Raw genomic sequence first — 20,196 nt, forward strand, 5'->3', positions numbered from 1 at the left:
ACAAAAAGAATGTACTAAAATTTTCTTGTAAATAGTTCATTGTCTGTTTTTATGTTCTAAGTAGTATAAATAGGCAGTTTTAAATAGGGATAATTTGATTATGCTGCAAATTATCCCTATTTTTTTATTCAATTATAAATTACGCTTTTCAGCTGGCAAGTTGCGAATATCGGTGATATCTTGAGCTACTTCTAAGCAGCCAAGATACTTACCTTCTTCATCTCTAACAGCATAATAGCGCAAGTAAAGAAAGCGGCCCATCTTCTTTGGCGTAAACCAGAATTCATACTTGTCTCTTTGACCGGTGTGAAATTCCTTGAAAATTCGCTCAATTACTGGACGGCTTTTGGCAGTGTGACAGTAAAAGACCGAATTGCCTAAGGCATTCTTTGAGTGAGGATAAATCGAAGCTCCCCCGCCAAAATAGGCTACCCGATCATTTTCATCAACAAAGGTCAAGGCAAAAGGCAACATATCAAGAATGGCTGACAGCTGCTTGATATTTAAACTGCCCTCTTTGAAATTGATAAAAAGACTAGCCATATTCGTCAATTCAACCGCTGGACTAGCCTGAACTTGCTTAGGCTTCCAATTCATCGGCTTTTGCTTGAGCAAGCTGTAGCCAATCTGGCCTTCTTCTTGCTTGACGTTGTACCAGTCTTGCTCATTTGCGACTTTGTCTAGCATTGGTAGCATGATCTCTTCTTCTTTGAAGATCATCTCGACTACTTCATGACCAGCTTCTTTGACGGCTTGGACAAATTTTTCCTCATCAACCAGGTCTTTGCTCAATTCAATCGCCTGCTTGATCAATGCTCTGATATCATCATCAACGCCCCACATCACTTGTGGCGGAGCAGTAATGCCGTATTTATTCATTAAAGGAAAAATCGACACTTCTTTTCTTAGATAATGCTTATGAACAGTATTTAAATCAGCTAAGCCTTGGCGAAGATCTGCTAGCAAGGCTGGATCATGATTTGCCTGCCATTTTTCGAGTTTTGGCAATAAGTAGTCATTGACCAAAGATTTCAAGACCAAGTTTTCCAGCTTAAAGGTATGAACTGGATGGCCAGGTTGGTCAAAGTCTGGGTTATCTTTTTCTTCCTTGATCTGATCGCGGAACAAGTCAACGTGGACATTACAGAGATATTGGATCTTAGCTGGATCAAGTCCGCCAGCAATCAATTGGCGCTCTGCCTGAGTAATTTCTGCTACGTCAACTTGGTCAAAGGATTTTTGAAACATTTCCTTAGCTGTAGCCAAATCGCCCCCGTCTTGAATGAAGTTCAAGATTTTGACGATGGCATCTTGACGCTCTTTGGCAAGTTCTGCCTTAGTCATTGAACTGGTACCCCTTTTCAATCAAATCTGCCTTAACTTTTTCAAGTTCAAAGCCCATCGCTTTTGCACCTAATCTTAAAGTCATCATCCGGCCTACCGTGCTAACCATCCCTGGAATAGTAATTCTGGTAAAGCCAATATCATACATATCTTGGACAAAGTCTGGATACTTGTCAGCCAAAGTCTTGATCGGCGTATCTACATCTAATAACTTTCCTGGCTTTTCAGGCTCTTTTGGAGCCTCTTTTTCAGCCATACCCAGCATCTTTTTAGCAGCCTGCGTCATGCGCTCTGGCGTCCAAACTGGATACCAAACTAGCTTGACTTCAACCTGATCAATCTCTGACAATTCTAGAATTGCCTTTTTAATTTCTTCATCTAAATATTGACTCAAAGGACAGCCCATCGTCGTCAAGGTCAAGTTCACCTGGCAGCTACGATCCTTAATTTCGATGCCATAGACCAAGCCCAGGTTGACAATATCGACAAAAAGTTCAGGGTCTTCTACTTTTTGTAGTTTTTCAATTACTTGATCAACAAGCTGTAGCTTTTTTTCTTCCATATATTAAACCTCAAAAAACAAGGAAAGCTAATTTTAGCTTTCCTCTTATATTATCTAACTAATTTATCCCAAATAACAACCTTTCCGCTAGCTAAAGACTTAGGTACGTCAATGATCCGCTGATTGCTGGATCCTCTAAATTGCAAGGTTAGGTCTTTTTTGCTTTCCAAAAATCTTCCATCAACCAAAATATCGATCTTCGAGAGCATTTCTAACTTGTCGGGCGTCTCTTTTTGAAGTTCATCCCAGGTATAACCTGACCAAGACCAGATGTCTTTACTGTGACCAAACTCCTTGCGAATTCGATCGATCACGCGCAAGCAGACACTGGTATTAAGAAATGGTTCCCCACCTAGCAAGGTCAAGCCTTGTACATAAGGCTGAGCCAGGTCTTTCATAATCTGGTCTTCTAATTCTTGGGTAAACGGTACGCCATAATTGAAGTTCTGCGCTGCTAAATTGTAGCATCCCGGACAATCAAACAAGCAACCTGAAACATATAAAGAGCAGCGAACCCCTTCCCCATCAACAAAGTTAAAGGGCTTGTAATCAGCAATCTTGTGCAAGCTGTACTTTTCATCAGTCCATTCGCCTGGCTTAGGATTTTTAGGCAGACGCTTTTGCCGAAGCAACTTCTTAGCATGTTCAACTTGCGGACGATACAAATTAGAATCAACAAACATCGTATCGCCATCGATGTTGACTTTGATCAAGCTAGATCTGACGTCTGGCCCCTCTTGATTGTTCTGATCTTTTGATGGCATTAGTAAGCCTCATTCTTTCTAATTTCTTGGCTAGCCATGCGACTTTCAAGGCCTGAATTCATGTGCTTTACCCGGTGGGTAATTTCTTCATGACGGCCATGAACCATTGGACGGCGCAAAGGATTACCTAAATAGCCACAAGTTCTCTTGACACAGTCACAAGTCTTAGGGTCGTGATTGCCGCATTGTGGACATTCAAAGCCCTTGGCTGTTGCCTTAAATTCGCCGGCAAAACCGCACTTGTAACACTTGTCAATTGGCGTGTTAGTTCCCAAATAGCCAACTTGATCGTAAGCCCAGTCCCAAACAGCCTCTAGAGCCGCTGGATTTTGCTTAAGGTTTGGATATTCGCAGTAGTGAATAAAGCCACCAGCAGCATATTTTGGATAATCCTTTTCAAAGAGCAACTTCTCAAATGGAGTTGGGTGCTTGCGTACGTCGTAGTGGAAGGAATTAGTGTAGTATTCCTTGTCAGTAATGTCCTTTACCTTGCCAAATTTTTGTAAGTCCAAACGGCAGAAACGGTCAGTCAAACTTTCACTTGGGGTTGAATATACGCTGTAATGATAGTGGTTAGGATCTTCTTGTTCCCACTTCTTGCATAAGTTGTACATGCGCTTGACGATTTCCAAGGTGAAGTCATGAGCTTCTTGGTTATCTTCCCAATCAGAACCATAAAAGACAGTTCCAACTTCGTATAAGCCGATATAGCCCAAGGAAACAGTTGCACGGCCATCTTTGAACAAGTCGTTGACATTGCCATCTTCGCCTAAACGCTTGCCAAAGGCACCATTTTGGTACAAGATTGGCGCATTGAGCGGCGTAGCTTCAGTAGCACGGTGAGCCTTGAAAGCCAAAGCTTCATGCGCAGTCTTCATTCTTAAGTTGAAAATTTTCCAGAAGAGGTCCTTGTCACCGCGACTTTCCATAGCAATTCTTGGCAAGTTGACGGTCACAACGCCCAAGTTCATTCTACCTGAGTTAACTTCTCTTCCTTGCGCATCCTTCCAGCCTTGCAAGAATGATCGACAACCCATTGGACACTTGAACGAACCAGTCAATTCCACGATCTTGTCATACATCAAGACGTCTGGATACATCCGCTTAGTTGAACATTCAACAGCTAATTGCTTGATGTCATAGTTAGGATCGCCTGGGTGCAAGTTTAAGCCGCGCTTGATGGTAAATAGCAATTTAGGGAAAATTGCCGTCCGATGGTCCTTGCCTAAACCCTTGATTCTAATCTTCAAGATATCTTTTTGGATTTCGCGTTCAATCCATGAAGTACCTAGGCCAAATCCTAATGAAGTAAATGGCGTTTGACCTTGGCTAGAGAACATGGTGTTGATCTCATATTCAAGGCTTTGCATTGCATCATAGATGTCCTTTTTGGTCCGCTTTTTGGCAAAAGCATCAGCCTTTTCTTCATCATCGATTAATTCACGGGCATCAGCCAAATGCTTTTCGTAGCTCTTTTGGGCAAATGGTGCTAAGACCTGGTCAGCACGGTCAAATGAACAACCACCGTATTGGCTAGAAGCAACATTGGCAATAATTTGCGAAACTTGACTAGTTGCAACGCCAATTGAATTAGGACTTTCCATAAAAGCATTTCCAATCTTGAAACCATTGGTCAACATTTCTTCAAAGTCGATCAAGCAGCAGTTAGTCATTGGCGAAAGTGGCGTATAGTCTAAATCGTGCCAGTGAATATCACCGCGGAGGTGGGCTTTAGCAATATGTTCAGGCATCATGGTCAAGCCAACGGTCTTGCCGACAGTTCCGGCAGTCAAATCACGCTGAGTTGAAAAGACATCGCTATCTTTGTTGGCATTTTCGTTAACAATGGTTGGGTCCTTATGGATCATTCTTTGCAAACGAGCTTGCGTATTGATCTCATTTTGCCAATTTTCTTCGTCTTTTTCGCGGTAAGCAAGGTATGCTTCTGCTTCATCATCAAAACCTAAGGCTTGCAAACTTTCATAGAAAGTCTGAAAAACATCGGCAGCCTTAACGCTAGAATCACTATCTAAGCGACAAAAAATTTCGTCAAGGACAGCCTCGCGTTCAAATTCAGGTATCTGCAGTGCCTTAATAATATTTTCTAATTTAAAAATTTCAAATGGATATTCTGTCCCATCGCGCTTAACAAAAGTCTTAGGGATGGGGGCGTTTTTTAAAGTCATATTCAAGTCTTGGGCTAGCATTTTGTCTCACTCCTAAATCTCTTGCTTCAATCTTACCACAAAGCACAAGATATTGTATTCTATACAAACCCTGTAATCATTATGTTGTATATGGTAAATCGGGATCAGACAAGCATTCAATGGATGAAAAATTTTTTGAATTTGAACTAGCGAAATTTTTTAAAGTATAATGTTATCAAAACACAAGGGAGAAGATTACTTTGAAGAAAATCGCAATCATCGGCGTTGGTCACATGGGCGGAGCGATCCTCACTGGCCTAGCCAAGACTAAGAAATATCAATTACTCGCAGAAAACCATGTCAACAAGCGCGTTAGTCAGCTAACTGACAAGTATAACTGCCAGCTAGTTTATTCAATATCAGATTTAGCCAAGCTAATACCAGATCTTGTGGTCATCACTACGCCAGCTGCCGCTACCATGGAAATTGTCCAGAAGTTGACTATTTTAAATAAAGACACAATTATCGTCTCAGCAGCTGCTGGCCATAGTTTAAAGGATTACCAAGCAAAGCTTGCCGGCTACCAAATTGCTCGCTGCATCCCTAACATTCCAGTCAGCGTCAATAGCGGTCTTACCGGAATTTACTATCCTGATGACCTTGCCCCCGCTGCTAAAGACTTCATCAATGAGGTCTTCCATGACCTTGGCGAAGTAGTCGAAGTAGCAGAAGAACAGTTGTCGATTGTTGGCACGATTGCCGGCTGCGGACCAGCCTTTGTCGATGTCTTCATGGATGCTTTAGCTGACAGCGGCGTTTTGAACGGTTTAGCACGCGAATTAGCTAACCAAATTGCAGCTGGTATGGTTAAAGGGGCAGCCCAACTGGCTTTAGATAGTCACTTGCATCCTGCTCTATTAAAAGATCAAGTCTGCTCACCTGGCGGCACTACGATCAAGGGTGTTACCAGTTTAGAAGAAAACGGCTTTCGTCATGCCGTCATTGAAGCAGTTAATGCAGCCAACCAAAATTAAACAAAATAAATAAGCTACCGCCCTTTTTAAGCGATAGCTTATTATTTTTGTCTTATAACTTGCCGCCATAAACTGGGAAAATTCGACCCTCGCCGTAGTCTTTGATCTTTTCGACGTGTTTCAAAATTTCCATGTCTTCATCAGAAATCTCAAAGTCTAATTCACCATTAGCCTTCATGTGGTCAGGGTTTGCCGTCTTAGGCAAAGTAATCATGCCCAGTTGCAAATCATACTTGATGCAAAGTTGTGGCACGCTAACACCATATTTTTGCGCTGTTTTGACAATAACTGGATTATCCAAGTTTGCCCCGTGAGCAACTGGAGAATATGCTTCTAGAGCAATATCGTGCTTTTGGCAGTAATCAATTAAATCTAGTGGGGTATTAGAAATGTGACACAAGATCTGGTTGACCGTTGGCTTAATTTCGCAATCTGCCAAAATATTGTCCAAATCTTCTGCCAGGAAATTAGATACGCCAATTGCACGAAGCTTGCCTGCCTTGTAGGCATCTTCCATTGCTCGCCAAACTTCCTTATTTTCTTCAAAGTAGCGGTTGTCTGATTGATTTACTTCCTTCCAAGGTTGAGGTGAGTGAATGATCATTAAGTCAATGTAATCAAGGCCTAACTTGGCCAAAGATTCATCAATTGACTTAGCAGCTGATTCATAAGTCTTATTTTCAGCAGCTACCTTAGTGGTAATGAAATAGTCCTGACGCTTAAGAGAAGTTTCTTTCAAGGCCTGACCAATGCCACTTTCGTTGCCATAGGCTTGAGCGGTATCAATATGACGATAACCCAAATCCAAAGCCGTCAAAACTGCCTTTGCTACATGATCATTGTCAATTAGCCAAGTTCCTAAAGCAAGTTGTGGAACAACAACGCCGTTAGTCAAAGTTATAGTTTTATCGTACATATAATTTTCCTTCCTAAATCTAATATACCTAGATCATAGCGCAAAGAAATTATAATAAAAAATATTTATCACTTATTGATATTCATAAGCGATTGTAATTAATAAACCCGACTAGTTCCCGTCTGATAGTTGAGCTTTACCCCGTCTTGCACATTGAAGATGTAGACATTGAACTTGATAGCGTTAGAGCCAACTGACCAAGCTTCCATCTGCACGCCCCTAGCAAGCAATTCATTACCTTTAAAGATTGGACTGACCCGGTATCTGACATAGTGTTTGCTGGATGAGCGCAAGTAAGCTGCCACTTCGTTTTCATAGCGGAGCATCCCTGGATCATTCAATTGTCTAGTTCCAGTCATCAGATTGCGGATGTTGTTATTCTGACCAGTTAATTGATAGCCGATCAAATGGCAGCGATTGTATAGCCAGCCACTAGCAATCCGCTTATTGTGCCAACCAGTTGGATTGATGTATAGATTCTCACGTCTAGCTGATGGCATGAGGCGATTGTTAAGCATGGCATTAGCTGGAGTTACCCGGTTCAAATAATCTAGCTCGCCATATTTTTGCCAAGCGCCACGGCTCAAACTCATCTGACTTGCTGAAAAACTAGGCTTGTTCTTGTTGACCATCACCACGTCTTGTCCGCTGTAGTTTAGGCTTGCTAATTTAGAGCGACTAGCTGATTCAACCACATGTTTGCCAGTTGCAATGCCTAGTTGTTTTTTTAGGGCTGCAATTTTTTGATCTAAAATCTTGATCCGAGCCTGCGTTGCCCGATTTTCGCGTTCAATATTTTCAGCTTGGGCAATTTCGCTTTTAGTGTCTGCTTTGACTGGCGTAGCAAAACTGCCAATTAAAGTTACTCCTAGCAAAATACTACTGGTAAATTTAATCCACTTCTTCATTATCTCTTCGCCTTCCGATAACCTGCTGCAATTGCTTCTTTTTCAGAATTGAAGTAAATGGCGTTAGTTGAATTCATTCGATAGCCACTTTGACCTGGAACATGGTAGATCTTTGATCTGATATTGCCAACGATCTTGCCAGTGTTTGCGGTGTTGATCTTGCCACTTGGAGTAGCTTTGGTTGTCTTCTTAACAACCTTCTTGCGCTTTTTCTTAACGGTCTTTTTGACTTTGGTTGCTTTAGTCTTATTTTTGACTTGAGCTAGCAGAGCTTCATATTCAACTTGCTTAGCCTGTTCAATCTTAGCTAATTTAGCCTGCTTAGCTTGATCATCTGATAAGCGAGAAGCTTGAACTTGACCAGTACTTGTCAGCAAAGTCAACCCTACTAAGGTTGCACTGATAAATTTCAATTTCTTCATAGTCTTATTCCTTGCCATATACATAAAATAATCCCCACATCTCTAGTCTACACCTATCCCATAGCTAGTTCCATGGCTATTTTTAATAAAATTATCACACTATATAGTGAAATACTTTATTGAATGCGTTTTGTTTTTCTAAATATACAAAATAGGTTAAAATATTATTATGTGAGGTTTTTCCTAAGCTAATCTGCTGGAAATTGTAAGCTATACTTAGCCCTATTAGAAAGGACTTTAGCAATGGATATCAGACAACTTAATTACTTTTTGACGATTGCAGATATGCAAAATTATTCGCATGCCGCAAAGATTCTTTACGTCTCTCAGCCTGCCTTAAAGCAAAATATTTCTAAGATGGAAGAAGAGTTGCACACCCAGCTCTTCATCTACAATAATCACCATTTGCAACTAACTAAGACTGGCCAAGAGCTTTATGATCGCGCTAAGCCACTTGTTAAAGAATTCAATCAACTAATTGACGACTTCAAGAATCAAGACAGGACGGTCAAAACTCCCCTATATATTGGGGTAACTTTTTTGACTATGCTTGAATATATGGATCAGATCTCGCGCTTTATCCGCCGCAATCAGCAAGTTGACGTTCACTTTATTCAAGAAGGTTCAATTAAGCTCCAGCACGATCTAGTTGACGGAAAAATAGACGTTGCCCTGCTATCATTTCCGCAATTTGAACAAGATATTATTATCGACCCGTTAGCTGATGAATCTGAAGGCTACACCGCCTATGTCGTTGCACCAAAAAGCCATCCCTTAGCCGGATATAAGGAGCTATCTTTCAAAGATCTCAAAAACAGCAATATTGTCAGCTTGTCAACCAACTTCGTCCTAGGAGAATTCGTGAAGCAAAATTGCGAAAAATATAACTACAGCCAGCAGGTAATCTTAGTCCATGATGACTTTGAACTCATCTTGCACTCTTTAAACCAGCTAGACGCCATCAGTATCTTGCCTAAGGAATTGATGACTAATTCCACAGTCAAGGACTTAGCCTGGATTCCTTTAACTGATAGCAAGAATACCTACCGCCACGGCATTGCTTATCGCAAAAAGCTATCACAAAACGCAAGCGTAATTCGGCAATTTATTGACCATATCAAAAATTAATCAAACAAAAAATCCCAAAGCTTCAACTTGGCTTTAGGATTTTTACGTGAATTAAAACTAATTGCTGGCCTGCATCAATTCAGCTCTTTGAGCCATGTTGACGATCAATTGGCCATTCTTGATGGCAATACCTTCGAATTCACGCTTGGTATTGAACTTGTTCATACTGATGAAACTGCCATCTTCAGCCAACTTGAAGATGTGATCGTTAAAAGCAATGTAGAATACGCGATTTGCTTGATCATAAGTAAAGCCTTGAACTTGGGCACTATTAGTGATCAAGTCGTTAGCCGTTTGGCCCATTTGACTAGCAGTAAAGCTGTCGCCCAAACGGCTAATCTTCCAGAACTCGTATTTGTGTTTCTTAGAATTGTGGAACAAACCGATCATGGTGAAATCGTCAACCACCGTTACATTATGGAAGTAACGTGGATATTTTGCCTTGCTGGCAGCTACCTTGAAGGTCCAAATCTTGTCGATCAACATATCGCTCTTTCTAATTCTCAAGATTTCATTTGACCAGCGGGGATTGCCAGCCTTGTTGTAGTTAGCTACCACATAAATATATTGGGTAGTTGAGCCAATTGCTTGACCGTGACCTAGACGAATATAAGGACTAACCTTGATATTTTCAGAGTATTTCTTAAACTTGCTAAAGCTCAAATCATCAGTTGGGATGTATTGGGCATCGAACTTGCTGTCAAATGCGCTCAAGCGATATGAAGCAAGGTGGCCCCAGGCAAATGGTTGGTTGGCGTTGTTGCTAGTTGAATATAGAGAGGTCGTCATCCAACCATCGGCATAAGTCATCCCTTCAGGGATCAAGCCAACCTGTGTATCAGGCGAGCCAGCTAAGCTTAAGATATTTGGCTGAAAGAAGGCCGTCTTCAAAGTCATGCCACTTGTGCCAACATAAGTGTGGGCTTTCTTTTGAATTTTAAAACTTCCCCCTGTTCGCTTAACCCAAGTAGTTGAAGTTGGGCCAGCGTTAGTTTGAGCTGCAACGATTGGCTTAGCGATGCCTTCTTTTGAATTGCTTCTAACTGTCACATGGCTTTCTGCGCTGCGACCATTATATTGGTAAAGCACTCTAGTTGTACCAGCAGTAGCTGAACTTACCGTAGGCTGAGAAATCCAAACCTTGTAGAGATCAACTACACTACCAGTCCGGTCAGTGACATAGTTGACCGCATCAGCAGTATTGTAGCCACGGTCGGCGCTATTTTTGACTAAGCTAACGCTCTTGACCACATTAATTTTGTTGCGCGCAAAAAAGTTCTGGTTCACCCAGCCAAGTCCGCGTCCATTAGCATATAAGTACCAGTAAGTACCATGCTTAGTTCTAACATAAGAGCGCGATTGCAAGTGCGCATATTTAAAAGGCGAAGTCGTCGTTACCTTATGCTTGACGCCTTTTTTGGAAACTTTCTTATAGATATTGTAAGTCTTATTGCCAGCGATTTTGGTTTGCAAGCTAGTTGAAGTAGCTTGTACTTCTCGACTTGTCATCATTATTGCTAGTAGCGAGCTAGCAACTAAAAATGGCAAGGCTTGCTTGATCTTGATGCTCAATTAATCTACCCCCATTTATATCAGTTCAATCTTCTCACTAAAAAGCGCCGTTTAACAACGGCCTTTTTACTTATACAATACGGGTCCACTTTAACACAGATAGGTAAAAATTTCCATTGACATTTGTGATTTCTTGTTTTTCTATTTTGATAGTTTTACATAATTTATATTATGAATATTATTTCAAATGAATAAAAATATCATATATATTTGACATTTAACATCTGTCCTGTTATTATGAAAATGTAACATATATATGACATTTTAAATTAGGTGAGGCCATGAACAGTATCAAAGAATATCGCAAGAAGCTAAAACTATCCCAATCTACTCTAGCACAACAAGTTGGGGTTGCCCGACAAACGATAAATTTAATTGAAAATGACAAGTATAACCCATCGCTTAATCTCTGTATCAAACTTGCACAAGCCTTAGGTACAGACCTTAACAGTTTATTTTGGTTTGGAGAAAATAAAGATGAACAAGAATAACTTCGAAAACAAATTAATCAACTGGTTTGTTGGATCTGCCGAAGATCGCGACGAATACCAAAGAAGCGTAATTTTTGAAACGCTCGCCAAAGAAAACATGATTTCTTTCTGGTTAATTACCATTGGCATGCTAGTCAGCCTCTGTTATGACCTAGCAGTTCTTAAGACTGTTTCTGCCGGGACAATTATTCTATTCCTATTGCTTTACTTTAAGAGTCTTTACATGACCATCGTCTTGCGCAAAAAAGGACTTGTCCAATCGGAATACTATGACAAAGCCAGTTACCAAAGAGCAGTTGACCGGCTAAAGCATAAGTCGGTTATAGTAGCAGTTCAATTTGGCCTTGGACTATGGATTATCGGATTAATTATCGATAAGTTTAGTGGCGAAGCCATTATTATTAACCGAAGTTTTTGGATCAATTTGATCGTTGATCTGCTTTCTGGACCTCTTTTTGCGATTTGCATGTATTTCTTTGCCAAAACGCAACTTAAACTAATTGAAGAAGACAAGTAAAAAAGATGCTAACCTCGCTATCGAGGCTAGCATCTTTTGCTATTTATTCTTCTTTTGTGCTGAATGGTAAAGACCTAAAGCAATTCCCGTAAATAGAATTGGTCCAACCAAAGTCCAGATTCCAGTAATGTAGTCACCAACCAAAAATGGCTGCAAGCAAGTAAAGACAACGCCAAATAGTAGGACTGCAAATGACAAGTAAGTAATGATCAGCGTCAAAGTATGCTTCTTATAGACTTCAAACGGTTGATCAAAGTGCTTTTTCTTAAAGATTGGAAAGGCACCGATCAAGATAACGTAAGAAATAGCCGTTGACACATTAGACATATCAGTCAAGATCGTGTAGAAAGTCTTAGCTTGACTGCCGCCAAAAGAAATCAAGAAGAGCAAGACGCCTACGATCAAAGTCTGCATCCACATCGCATTTTCAGGGATGCCATGCTTGTTTAACTTGGTCAACTTCTCTGGCCAAAGGTGCTTTGAACCTAAGATGAATGACTTAATTGGTGAGTAAATGAATAAGAAAAATGATCCTACATAAGCTAGTAGCATCCCTAATCCAACAAAGCGAATAAAGATGTTACCAATCATAGCAGAGGCTTTGGCACTCAAGCCCAAAGTTTGGCCTAAGAAAGTACCAAGGTGCTGCATCATCACATAGGTAATATTTCCTAAGTTAACGCTACTTGATGACAAATCGCGTTGCCAGTTGGTGCTTACTCCCCAAAGCAAAATCATCAATGAATAAGATCCAGCAATTAAAAGAGAGGAAATGGCAATTCCCTTAGGGAAAGTCTTTTCAGGCTTGTCAATATTGTCAATCACCCCACCTAGCGTTTCAAGTCCACCATAGGCAAAGATCGCATATACCACAAAGGAAATCATTGCGATTGGACTTTGAAATTCTGGGTTTGGCGACTTGATGAAAGCATGAGCAGTGATTGCTTCTTGTATTTGTCCATGACCAGCCACAAAAATTACGCCAGTTGTAACCAAGAAGACAACCACCATCATGCTAACCAAGGTTCCACCAATACTTGAAATCTTGGAAATAACGTTCACGCCTCGGCTAGCGCAAATGGTAACAAATAAAAGCCAAGCAATTCCTAAAAGACCAATTACTTGAGTCGAATTGAGCGAGCCAATCGTCCAAGATTGAGTTACATCCTTACCAAACAATAAAGCTGAGAAGGGAATGTAAATCTTAGTTGAAGTGCTCAAAAGCCAAATCATCAAGTTAGATAGCCAGAGGAAAGTACCAATAAAGGCCATCTTCTCACCCACTGCATGACTTAGCCAACTGTAAAATCCACCATGCTCTTCTTTGAAAGTTGAACCATATTCAGCAATCATCATTGCCAGCGGCAAAAAGAAAAAGACAGCCGCAAAGATGTACCAAATAATGCTGGCATAACCCATCTGCAAGAATGCAATTGGAGTGTTAGCAAAACCAAAGATGCCGGAAAAGATCATCATGATTAAGCTGAATAGAGTGATTTTTTTATTTTTATCCATAGACAACCCACTTTATTAAAAATGTCACAAAAAATGTGCTTGCTTAATTTTACCAGAACTTCGGCAAAATCATCATAATTATTTTACCTTTTTATCAATTTGACTTTATAGACAATGAAAAAACAACCATTCTTTCTTGCAAAGAATAGTTGTCTAATAGCTAATTATTCTCATCTAATTGCAACAATAAGGCATAAAGCGCACCATAAAGATTGGCATCATTTTGGAAATGCGCCGCCACAATTTCTGGCGGGATAATCTGACCACCAAGCATTTCGTTGCTGGAGAGCAACTTCTCAAACTGATAATTAATCTCATCAAGCAAAATTGGCTGAGCGCTAATTCCACCACCGATGACAATCTTTTCGCCATTGATTACAGTTTGAACATTAAGAATCATTTGGGCGATATTAGCACAATAATCCTTAAAGATATCGCTAGCAACCGACTCTTGGCGGTTGATGGCCGCAAAGGCCGCTAGCCCATCATCAAGTTGATCATTGCCAAGTGCTTCATTGATGCGTTCAATCATCTGTACAGCTGAGCAGAGATAGGCTGTGTAAGAAGTGATCTTTTCCAGGCCTTCTCCTGCTCTTAAAAGCATCCAGCTAAGTTCACCAGCTTGAAAGTCGCGACCATGTAGAAGCGTGCCATTGGCGATAATGCCACCGCCAACACCTGTTCCTAAGGTCATCATCGCACCTGTATCAACGCCTTTTAATTCGCCTAGCCATTGTTCGGCCAAAGCTGCCGCCTTACCATCGTTTTCCACGCTAACAGGCACTTGATAGCGAGCACCGAGATTTTCTTCCAAATTAAAGCCATCCAAATAAGTCAAGGCTCCGCCGTAATAGATGGTCTTTTCATGGACATCAATCTTGCCTGGCGCACACATGGCAATTGCGGTAAACTCACCTTCAAACTGATCAGCAATGTCAATCAAAGCTTGTTTGAAAGCTGGTAAATTGTCTGGAGAAACAACCTTGCCCTTGGTCAGAATATTTCCGCTGTGATCCATCAAGGCGTATTTTAAGTTAGTTCCACCTACATCGTATACTAGATATTGTGTCATTTTTTCATCCCCTACCTTTATAAAAACTATTATAATTGTTTCCGCTTTCAATAGCACGGGGATGAGGGAAAAATCTTGTATTTAATTCAAATTAATATTTTATTTTGGTCAACATGTAGTATGTATCTAAATCTACCGGAGTATCCAACTTAAGATTCATTGATACAACTGACTCTGTTTTAGTTTGATTACCCTTTATCACTTTCATTGAATGTGGCTTAAATGACTCGCGCATGCCGCTGCAGGTTCCTAAATAAATGAAGCTTGCTTGATCGTCATCAGACTTTTGAATAAATAAATGCAAGTCATAATTCTTATCTGCAAACAACTTAATATCCTTGCTATCTAAATTGCGTTTTACTTTTGAATACATGTTGAGAACAGATTGACTAATAAATCTGTCTGGATAATTCAAACTAGCCCCATCATGCTTGTCATAAGTAACAAAAATTGCACAATTTTGGTGATCTTCATCAAACTTGTAACCACCGATATTTAATCCAGGAACAATCTTATCCCAATTTAAAATTCGACATGCATCAGTTCGGCTGTATCTTTTTCCAATCGTAAATAAGCGATCACTGTCGTATTGCTGACTTCTAAGTAGGCCTGTTTTTACAACATCTTCAAAAAATGCCAAAAAGTCGCCTTTCAACACTCCAGCTAATTGCCTGTCAAACTGATATTCACCATTGTCATGCTTGATTAAACTACGTCCACCAAAACTATCCTTATTTGGCAAAGAATTTCGTTCATAAAAAGCTAAAGTCAAAATTTGATCAATGGATTTTTCAACATGACTATCAAAATAGCAATTATTATCTGCAATTATTTTTTGATACTCTGCTTCTAAAAGTTTTCCTTTTTCAAGTAAAGCCTCTAGCAGCAATAATTCATGCTTGCGTTTTCCATTTACCAAGACAAAAGTTAAAAAGGTCAATACCTTAAGCTCATAATCTGAAAAATCAGGAACATCCTGCTTCATATCGGCTAAGAATTTGACATAGTTTTTGAATTTATCAGCAATTACCTGACTATCAATTGAATCACGTTGCAACTCATACATAGAAGGAGTATGTCCCAGTCTCATCTTTTCCAGTTGGAACTCTTTTCTTAGTTCAAGTAGATTAGTCATATTCTTGTTCTTGATTGAGCGATAGATCTGTTCTTTAGCAACTTGAGTAAAGTTAATCACGGAAACATCAACAATCGGATCCAAATCAACGTTGTCTCGAACATTATCTTTATTATGCGTTTTATCACCTGATAAGGCTACAGGAATAAGATAGTTATTTGCATAATTACCAATAAAGTCGATTACTGTTAGGTAACTTTTAGCTGAATACTTTCTCAACCCTCTACCTAGTTGCTGAATAAAGACAATACTTGATTGAGTTGTTCGCAAGAATACGACTTGGTTTATACAAGGGATGTCGACACCTTCATTAAAAATATCGACTGTTAGAATGTACTTTATTTTTCCATCTTCTAATTCTTTAGCTACCTGAGCTCTAGTTTCCGGTGAATCTTCGCCTGAAAGGCAGCGACTTGGATAACCTTTAGCAGTCATTATTTTAGCTAAAGTCTTAGCTTCTTCCACGCTACTACAGAAGATCAACCCATGTAGAACATCCCCAGAATAACCATAATATTCTGTCTGCTGGATAATATAGTCTACACGCTTTTCACTTACTAACCTTTTTAGGCTAGATTTATCGCCAATGAGTTCATTTTGATAAACATAATCTTCAACGCCATAATAGTGAAATGGACAAAGCAATTGGGCCTTTAGAGCATCTTCAAGTCTGATCTCATAAGCAATCTGATAATCAAACAATTGAAAAATATTGTAATCGTCCATTCGCTCAGGTGTTGCTGTCATCCCCAAACAAAACCTAGGCTGAAAGTAATTAAACACGCGTTGATGTTGCGCCGCTGCCAAGTGATGAGCTTCATCATACAAAATATAATCAAATTCATCAGGTCGAAACTTGTGCAAATTATCTTCTCTAGACAAAGTTTGCACTGTCGCAAATACATATTTGGCATCTAATCCATCTTGACGGTTACCTGAATAGATACCGTATTCACTAATATCACCGCCAATTACTCGGTGAAATGCATGCATAGCTTTTTCTAGAATTTGTTCTCGGTGAACAACAAATAGGAAACGTTTGGGCTGATATTTTCTTACATCAAAAGCACCTAAGTATGTTTTTCCCGTACCTGTAGCAGAAATTATCAGGGCTTTGTCTTTGCCATCTTTTCTAAAGCTATCCAGTTCTGCTAAAGCTGCCGCTTGCATTTTATTAGGTTCAATCTGCTTATTTAGTTGATCCTTTTCTTCAACAATAGGATTATTTTGCTCAAAATTATTGTTATTGTATTTAATTTTATAAAGATCAAGCCATTCTTGCGTCAATGGAATAGACTTATTCCACTCATCTTCGATTTGAAGCCTGATCTGTTCAGTAATTTCAGCATTTTCTAGTGAATTAACGTTAAGATTCCATTCGTAATTCTTAAGTAAAGCATTACTAGTTAAATTCGAACTTCCAATAACAACTGAATGATATTCTCCATAATCAAATACGTAGCCTTTAGCATGGAAAGGCAAGACATTACCATTTTCATCACGCTCGTTAAAGATTCTAACTTCAACATTATCAATCTTCATCAATGAACGAAATGCTTCCGGCTTATTAAAGTACAGATATGTAGAAGTAAGGATTCTCCCCTTAATCCCTGCTTTCTTCAAATCTGCTAAAACAGTTAAGAATTGTGACAAACCATCATGAGTAATAAAAGCTACCGCAAAGGTAAAGGATTGACAAGTCGCAAGCTTCATCTTCATCACGCGATAGACGTTATTGCGAGCATTTTGATTAAAAATCAAATTTGCGGATAGATTACCTTCAGGTAAGTACTGCTCCTTATCAATAAAATTATTTAATACTGTCGTAGTTAAATAGTTTTTGATGTTAGTTTCTTCCATATATATTTCTCTTACTTTATCTTATAAACTCCACATTATCGTTATCATCTAACTTTCTACATTTTACTCGTAAATAGTAAACATTTCTATGCAGCAATAAAAAAAGACTTACATCTTAGTAAATCAAAATTTACTAATTGTAAGTCCTTTTCATTTAACGATTATTCATCGTCTCTCTTCTTTTTAAGTCCGAATAATGCTAGTGATATCAAACCTAATCCTAGAAGTGTCAATTGTAAGCCACTTCTGTTACCTGTTTGAGGTAACTTGTTTGCATCCCTATCATCCATTCTTCCTAGTACGCCACTATCTGCCTTGTCATCATGCTTAGCCAAAGCTTGACCCTTCAAGTAGCGTTCTCTTTCAGCTAGACTCATATGAGCCCATTCAGTTGAAGTAAGTCCTTCAGGTGCCTTATCTGACTTAGCTCTGTCAGAAATTGCTTGAGCCTCTGGTTTATTAGTGTGAGGTTTAGCTGGTTTTTCTGGCTTAGAAGGCTTATTAGGTTTTTCAGGCTTAGCAGGTTTATCCGGCTTGTCTGGAGTTGTTGGCGTAACTGGTGTTAGCGGTGTATCAGGCTCACTTGGAGTGTCTAGTTCATCTGGCACAGCAACGTAGTTAATTTCTACTGTTACATCCTCGCCATCAACTGGAACATGAGTCAAATCAACAACTTCCTTGTCTGGAGTGTAACCTGGAACGCTTGGAGCGTCATATTGAGGCCAGTTAGTTAGTTTAGCTGTCCAGTCGGAGTAAGTAACTTTCTTGGTTACAGCATCGACAGTTGCAGTTCTGCCGTATTCAACTACCTGCTTAATTTCCTTAGTTGTGCCATCAGGAAGGTTAACAATGATCGTTCTAGTGATTGTCTTAGAAAGATCGCTCTTGTCAACGCCTGATGGGTAATTTTGACTAGTGCCAGGAATTACATCAGTTGGAGTCTTTGGCTGATCTGGTGTTACTGTTTCAACATGATGCTTAAGCACAAGCATGAATGTTTGTGGTTCACTATCTTCAGCTTGACCGTAGTTTGAAGTTGTATCGTACTTTTGATCAATTATTGGTACTGAAACAAGGTCGTAGCCTAGCTCTTGGTATTTCTTAATAAGCTCAGACATCTTGTTTACAGGATCATTACCGACACTTTCATCACTGAAGCCGCTGTAAGTTATTGGATCCTCTAGATCCGTATCAGTATCTTGATCATGAACCTTCAAGATCAATTGTTGCATATCTGGTGTGTAAACAACCTCGTCTGACACCTTTAGGCCGTCACTCATCAACTTAGCAATTTCATCTTCGCCAGCATTCTTTAAGAAGTCAGCAGAAATTGTAGCCTTGGCAGCAACTTCCTTATCTGGGTGGTAGCCGTCTGCAAGCTTCGGACTTGTTACACCATTAGAAGTGTAAGTGCCTGACCAATCTAACTTAGTAACATTGCCATTCACCTTGTCAGTGGTTACTGTTCTTGAGAAGACCCCATCAAAAGTATCTACCTTAGCATCAGGTGCTTTAGGTGCGTCTGGTGATTTGCTATCAACTGAGTAAGTAACTTCCCTTACTACCTTGATAGATTCGGTCTTAACATCCTTAGCGTGCTTCAAGTGAACTTTTAGAACTTGAACTTGCGTATCTGCACCAGAACCGTTGCCAGTTGAATCGAACTTGCCAGTAGCTGCTGGGAGAGTTTCAACTACATAGTTGTTGCGTTTATAGAAAGTCTTAAGCGCATCAAGACTAGTTGCAACCTCAGCTGGGAAGTCTGACTTAGAGTTGCCAGTGAAACTAGTAGTTACACCAGTTTCAGTAGTATCCAAAGCTTGATCAGGAGTGTCTGATTCATCGTCATAGACCTTGATCTACAATTCCTGCTTTACCGGAGCGTACTTGACAGTATTTTCAAAAGTTAGAGTACCGTCTTTGGTGAAGTCGAAAGTTGCGCAAATCCTAATTTTTTCTTATATAACGATATGGTGTATATTATAGTTATAAAGCAATTAGAATCCCGTAGTTTCAATGATATATAGTGTTTTTTCAAAACTTTTTTCTAATTATAATTAATAGTTTTTGCTTATGAACTAGAATCGTTCCTTCGATAACAATTCAGAATCACCAGCAATACCTTCTTGCTATTAGCATTCTACCATCATCACTGGTAAGATTGAAGTATGAATACAGATACGGAGGTTTTGCAAATGATTACCGTTAACCTTTATTACACTGGAAAAAATGGCGCTGCGCAAAAATTTGCTCAAGAAATGGAAGCAAGTGGCTTAGCTGATAAAATCCGAGCTGAAGAAGGAAATCTAAAATACGATTACTTCCAGCCTTTAGCAGATCCAGAAACAATCTTGTTAATCGATTCTTGGACAGATCAAGCTGCCATTGATCGCCACCATGCTACTCCAATGATGGGCGAACTTGCTAAACTTCGCGAAAAATATGATTTACACATGCGCGTTGAGCGTTATGTCGAAGACAAAGGCTTGCCAGAAAAGGATAAGGCTTTTATCAGAAAATAGAATTTGACAAATTACTTTTACTCAATTAAAAATAGTTGATTTGAGTTTTGCCTCGTATTATAGTCATTTTATGATTATGAGGTGATTATTATGAGCAAAAATAAAAAAGTCCAAGTAAATGTAAATTCTGATATTGCCATAGAAGATGAACTCATATTACAAGCATCAAAGACCATTCCTATCAAGGAATTGAATGCTAAGAAAGATATAGAGGATTTCTTTGATAAAGACTAATTAAATCAAGCTTTAGTCAACCAAAACAAAAGGGTTGATCGACTTTGCTTAAA

17 protein-coding genes and 1 pseudogene are annotated in these 20,196 nt (G+C 39.5%); 6 read left to right on the top strand and 12 right to left on the bottom strand.

Annotation, left to right across the window (positions count from 1 at the left end):
* Positions 1–132: 132 nt before the first annotated feature.
* Genes BN53_RS06035 through nrdD form a run of 4 tightly spaced genes read right to left on the bottom strand, consistent with a single transcriptional unit; the run spans position 133 to position 4,877 of the window.
* Positions 133–1,344: a DUF438 domain-containing protein gene (locus BN53_RS06035; RefSeq protein WP_009560047.1), complete on the bottom strand. Its 1,212-nt coding sequence runs from the start codon at positions 1,342–1,344 to the stop codon at positions 133–135.
* Positions 1,337–1,906, bottom strand: a complete 570-nt coding sequence (locus BN53_RS06040) for an iron-sulfur cluster assembly protein (RefSeq protein WP_009560048.1) — start codon at positions 1,904–1,906, stop codon at positions 1,337–1,339. The genes BN53_RS06035 and BN53_RS06040 overlap by 8 nt, the downstream gene beginning before the upstream one ends.
* Before the next feature lie 50 nt (positions 1,907–1,956).
* Positions 1,957–2,670, bottom strand: coding sequence for an anaerobic ribonucleoside-triphosphate reductase activating protein (gene nrdG / locus BN53_RS06045; protein WP_009560049.1), 714 nt, complete (start codon positions 2,668–2,670; stop codon positions 1,957–1,959).
* Positions 2,670–4,877 (bottom strand): anaerobic ribonucleoside-triphosphate reductase, encoded by a 2,208-nt coding sequence (gene nrdD / locus BN53_RS06050; protein ID WP_009560050.1) that lies wholly within the window; start codon positions 4,875–4,877, stop codon positions 2,670–2,672. Before nrdD ends, nrdG begins: the two co-directional genes overlap by 1 nt.
* A gap of 200 nt (positions 4,878–5,077) precedes the next feature.
* On the opposite strand from nrdD, the gene proC reads away from it, so the two are divergent.
* A complete protein-coding gene (gene proC, locus BN53_RS06055) occupies positions 5,078–5,851 on the top strand; it encodes a pyrroline-5-carboxylate reductase (RefSeq protein ID WP_009560051.1) in 774 nt (257 codons plus the stop codon).
* A gap of 52 nt (positions 5,852–5,903) precedes the next feature.
* Here proC and BN53_RS06060 read toward each other — a convergent pair whose 3' ends face one another.
* From BN53_RS06060 to BN53_RS10100, 3 genes and pseudogenes are all read right to left on the bottom strand, one after another.
* Positions 5,904–6,767 (bottom strand): aldo/keto reductase, encoded by an 864-nt coding sequence (locus BN53_RS06060; RefSeq protein ID WP_009560052.1) that lies wholly within the window; start codon positions 6,765–6,767, stop codon positions 5,904–5,906.
* A 98-nt stretch (positions 6,768–6,865) separates the two neighbouring features.
* A complete protein-coding gene (locus BN53_RS06065; protein WP_009560053.1) occupies positions 6,866–7,675 on the bottom strand; it encodes a DNA/RNA non-specific endonuclease in 810 nt (269 codons plus the stop codon).
* A pseudogene (locus tag BN53_RS10100) lies at positions 7,675–7,839 on the bottom strand (sunset domain-containing protein); the annotation flags it as partial. The pseudogene BN53_RS10100 and the gene BN53_RS06065, both read right to left, overlap by 1 nt.
* 501 nt (positions 7,840–8,340) lie before the next feature.
* Between BN53_RS10100 and BN53_RS06075 the strand changes: the two are divergent.
* The gene (locus BN53_RS06075) at positions 8,341–9,225 is read left to right on the top strand and encodes a LysR family transcriptional regulator (protein ID WP_009560055.1); all 885 of its coding nucleotides are present in this window, start codon (positions 8,341–8,343) and stop codon (positions 9,223–9,225) included.
* Between the two features lie 57 nt (positions 9,226–9,282).
* Here BN53_RS06075 and BN53_RS06080 read toward each other — a convergent pair whose 3' ends face one another.
* Positions 9,283–10,797: an SH3-like domain-containing protein gene (locus tag BN53_RS06080; RefSeq protein WP_009560056.1), complete on the bottom strand. Its 1,515-nt coding sequence runs from the start codon at positions 10,795–10,797 to the stop codon at positions 9,283–9,285.
* 281 nt (positions 10,798–11,078) lie between these two features.
* Between BN53_RS06080 and BN53_RS06085 the strand changes: the two genes are divergently transcribed.
* Together BN53_RS06085 and BN53_RS06090 are read left to right on the top strand one after the other, a co-directional pair.
* Complete coding sequence (locus tag BN53_RS06085; protein WP_009560057.1) at positions 11,079–11,288, top strand: helix-turn-helix transcriptional regulator; 210 nt, start codon at positions 11,079–11,081, stop codon at positions 11,286–11,288.
* Positions 11,275–11,805 carry a DUF3278 domain-containing protein gene (locus BN53_RS06090; RefSeq protein ID WP_009560058.1) on the top strand — a complete coding sequence of 177 codons (531 nt, stop codon included), beginning with the start codon at positions 11,275–11,277 and terminating at the stop codon, positions 11,803–11,805. The genes BN53_RS06085 and BN53_RS06090 overlap by 14 nt, the downstream gene beginning before the upstream one ends.
* A gap of 39 nt (positions 11,806–11,844) precedes the next feature.
* Here the strand turns inward: BN53_RS06090 and yjeM are convergent, their stop codons facing one another.
* The 4 genes from yjeM to BN53_RS06110 form a co-directional block, all read right to left on the bottom strand.
* Complete coding sequence (gene yjeM / locus BN53_RS06095; RefSeq protein ID WP_009560059.1) at positions 11,845–13,320, bottom strand: glutamate/gamma-aminobutyrate family transporter YjeM; 1,476 nt, start codon at positions 13,318–13,320, stop codon at positions 11,845–11,847.
* A gap of 160 nt (positions 13,321–13,480) precedes the next feature.
* Complete coding sequence (locus BN53_RS06100; RefSeq protein ID WP_009560060.1) at positions 13,481–14,392, bottom strand: ROK family protein; 912 nt, start codon at positions 14,390–14,392, stop codon at positions 13,481–13,483.
* Between the two features lie 91 nt (positions 14,393–14,483).
* Positions 14,484–17,387, bottom strand: coding sequence for a DEAD/DEAH box helicase (locus BN53_RS06105; RefSeq protein WP_009560061.1), 2,904 nt, complete (start codon positions 17,385–17,387; stop codon positions 14,484–14,486).
* 161 nt (positions 17,388–17,548) lie between these two features.
* Positions 17,549–19,204 (bottom strand): mucin-binding protein, encoded by a 1,656-nt coding sequence (locus BN53_RS06110; RefSeq protein ID WP_009560062.1) that lies wholly within the window; start codon positions 19,202–19,204, stop codon positions 17,549–17,551.
* A gap of 378 nt (positions 19,205–19,582) precedes the next feature.
* Between BN53_RS06110 and BN53_RS06115 the strand changes: the two genes are divergently transcribed.
* Together BN53_RS06115 and BN53_RS09635 are read left to right on the top strand one after the other, a co-directional pair.
* Positions 19,583–19,909: a putative quinol monooxygenase gene (locus BN53_RS06115; protein WP_009560063.1), complete on the top strand. Its 327-nt coding sequence runs from the start codon at positions 19,583–19,585 to the stop codon at positions 19,907–19,909.
* 90 nt (positions 19,910–19,999) lie between these two features.
* Positions 20,000–20,143 carry a hypothetical protein gene (locus tag BN53_RS09635; RefSeq protein ID WP_009560064.1) on the top strand — a complete coding sequence of 48 codons (144 nt, stop codon included), beginning with the start codon at positions 20,000–20,002 and terminating at the stop codon, positions 20,141–20,143.
* Positions 20,144–20,196: the final 53 nt, after the last annotated feature.

It is taken from the genome of Lactobacillus pasteurii DSM 23907 = CRBIP 24.76 (assembly GCF_000297025.1).
Classification (GTDB): Bacteria; Bacillota; Bacilli; order Lactobacillales; family Lactobacillaceae; genus Lactobacillus; species Lactobacillus pasteurii.

Bases quoted from the DNA above. Each gene is read 5' to 3' on its own strand.
- BN53_RS06035 (WP_009560047.1), bottom strand. From the start codon at position 1,344: ATGACTAAGGCAGAACTTGCCAAAGAGCGTCAAGATGCCATCGTCAAA.
- BN53_RS06040 (WP_009560048.1), bottom strand. From the start codon at position 1,906: ATGGAAGAAAAAAAGCTACAGCTTGTTGATCAAGTAATTGAAAAACTA.
- nrdG (WP_009560049.1), bottom strand. From the start codon at position 2,670: ATGCCATCAAAAGATCAGAACAATCAAGAGGGGCCAGACGTCAGATCT.
- nrdD (WP_009560050.1), bottom strand. From the start codon at position 4,877: ATGCTAGCCCAAGACTTGAATATGACTTTAAAAAACGCCCCCATCCCT.
- BN53_RS06060 (WP_009560052.1), bottom strand. From the start codon at position 6,767: ATGTACGATAAAACTATAACTTTGACTAACGGCGTTGTTGTTCCACAA.
- BN53_RS06065 (WP_009560053.1), bottom strand. From the start codon at position 7,675: ATGAAGAAGTGGATTAAATTTACCAGTAGTATTTTGCTAGGAGTAACT.
- BN53_RS06075 (WP_009560055.1), top strand. From the start codon at position 8,341: ATGGATATCAGACAACTTAATTACTTTTTGACGATTGCAGATATGCAA.
- BN53_RS06085 (WP_009560057.1), top strand. From the start codon at position 11,079: ATGAACAGTATCAAAGAATATCGCAAGAAGCTAAAACTATCCCAATCT.
- BN53_RS06090 (WP_009560058.1), top strand. From the start codon at position 11,275: ATGAACAAGAATAACTTCGAAAACAAATTAATCAACTGGTTTGTTGGA.
- yjeM (WP_009560059.1), bottom strand. From the start codon at position 13,320: ATGGATAAAAATAAAAAAATCACTCTATTCAGCTTAATCATGATGATC.
- BN53_RS06100 (WP_009560060.1), bottom strand. From the start codon at position 14,392: ATGACACAATATCTAGTATACGATGTAGGTGGAACTAACTTAAAATAC.
- BN53_RS06105 (WP_009560061.1), bottom strand. From the start codon at position 17,387: ATGGAAGAAACTAACATCAAAAACTATTTAACTACGACAGTATTAAAT.
- BN53_RS06115 (WP_009560063.1), top strand. From the start codon at position 19,583: ATGATTACCGTTAACCTTTATTACACTGGAAAAAATGGCGCTGCGCAA.
- BN53_RS09635 (WP_009560064.1), top strand. From the start codon at position 20,000: ATGAGCAAAAATAAAAAAGTCCAAGTAAATGTAAATTCTGATATTGCC.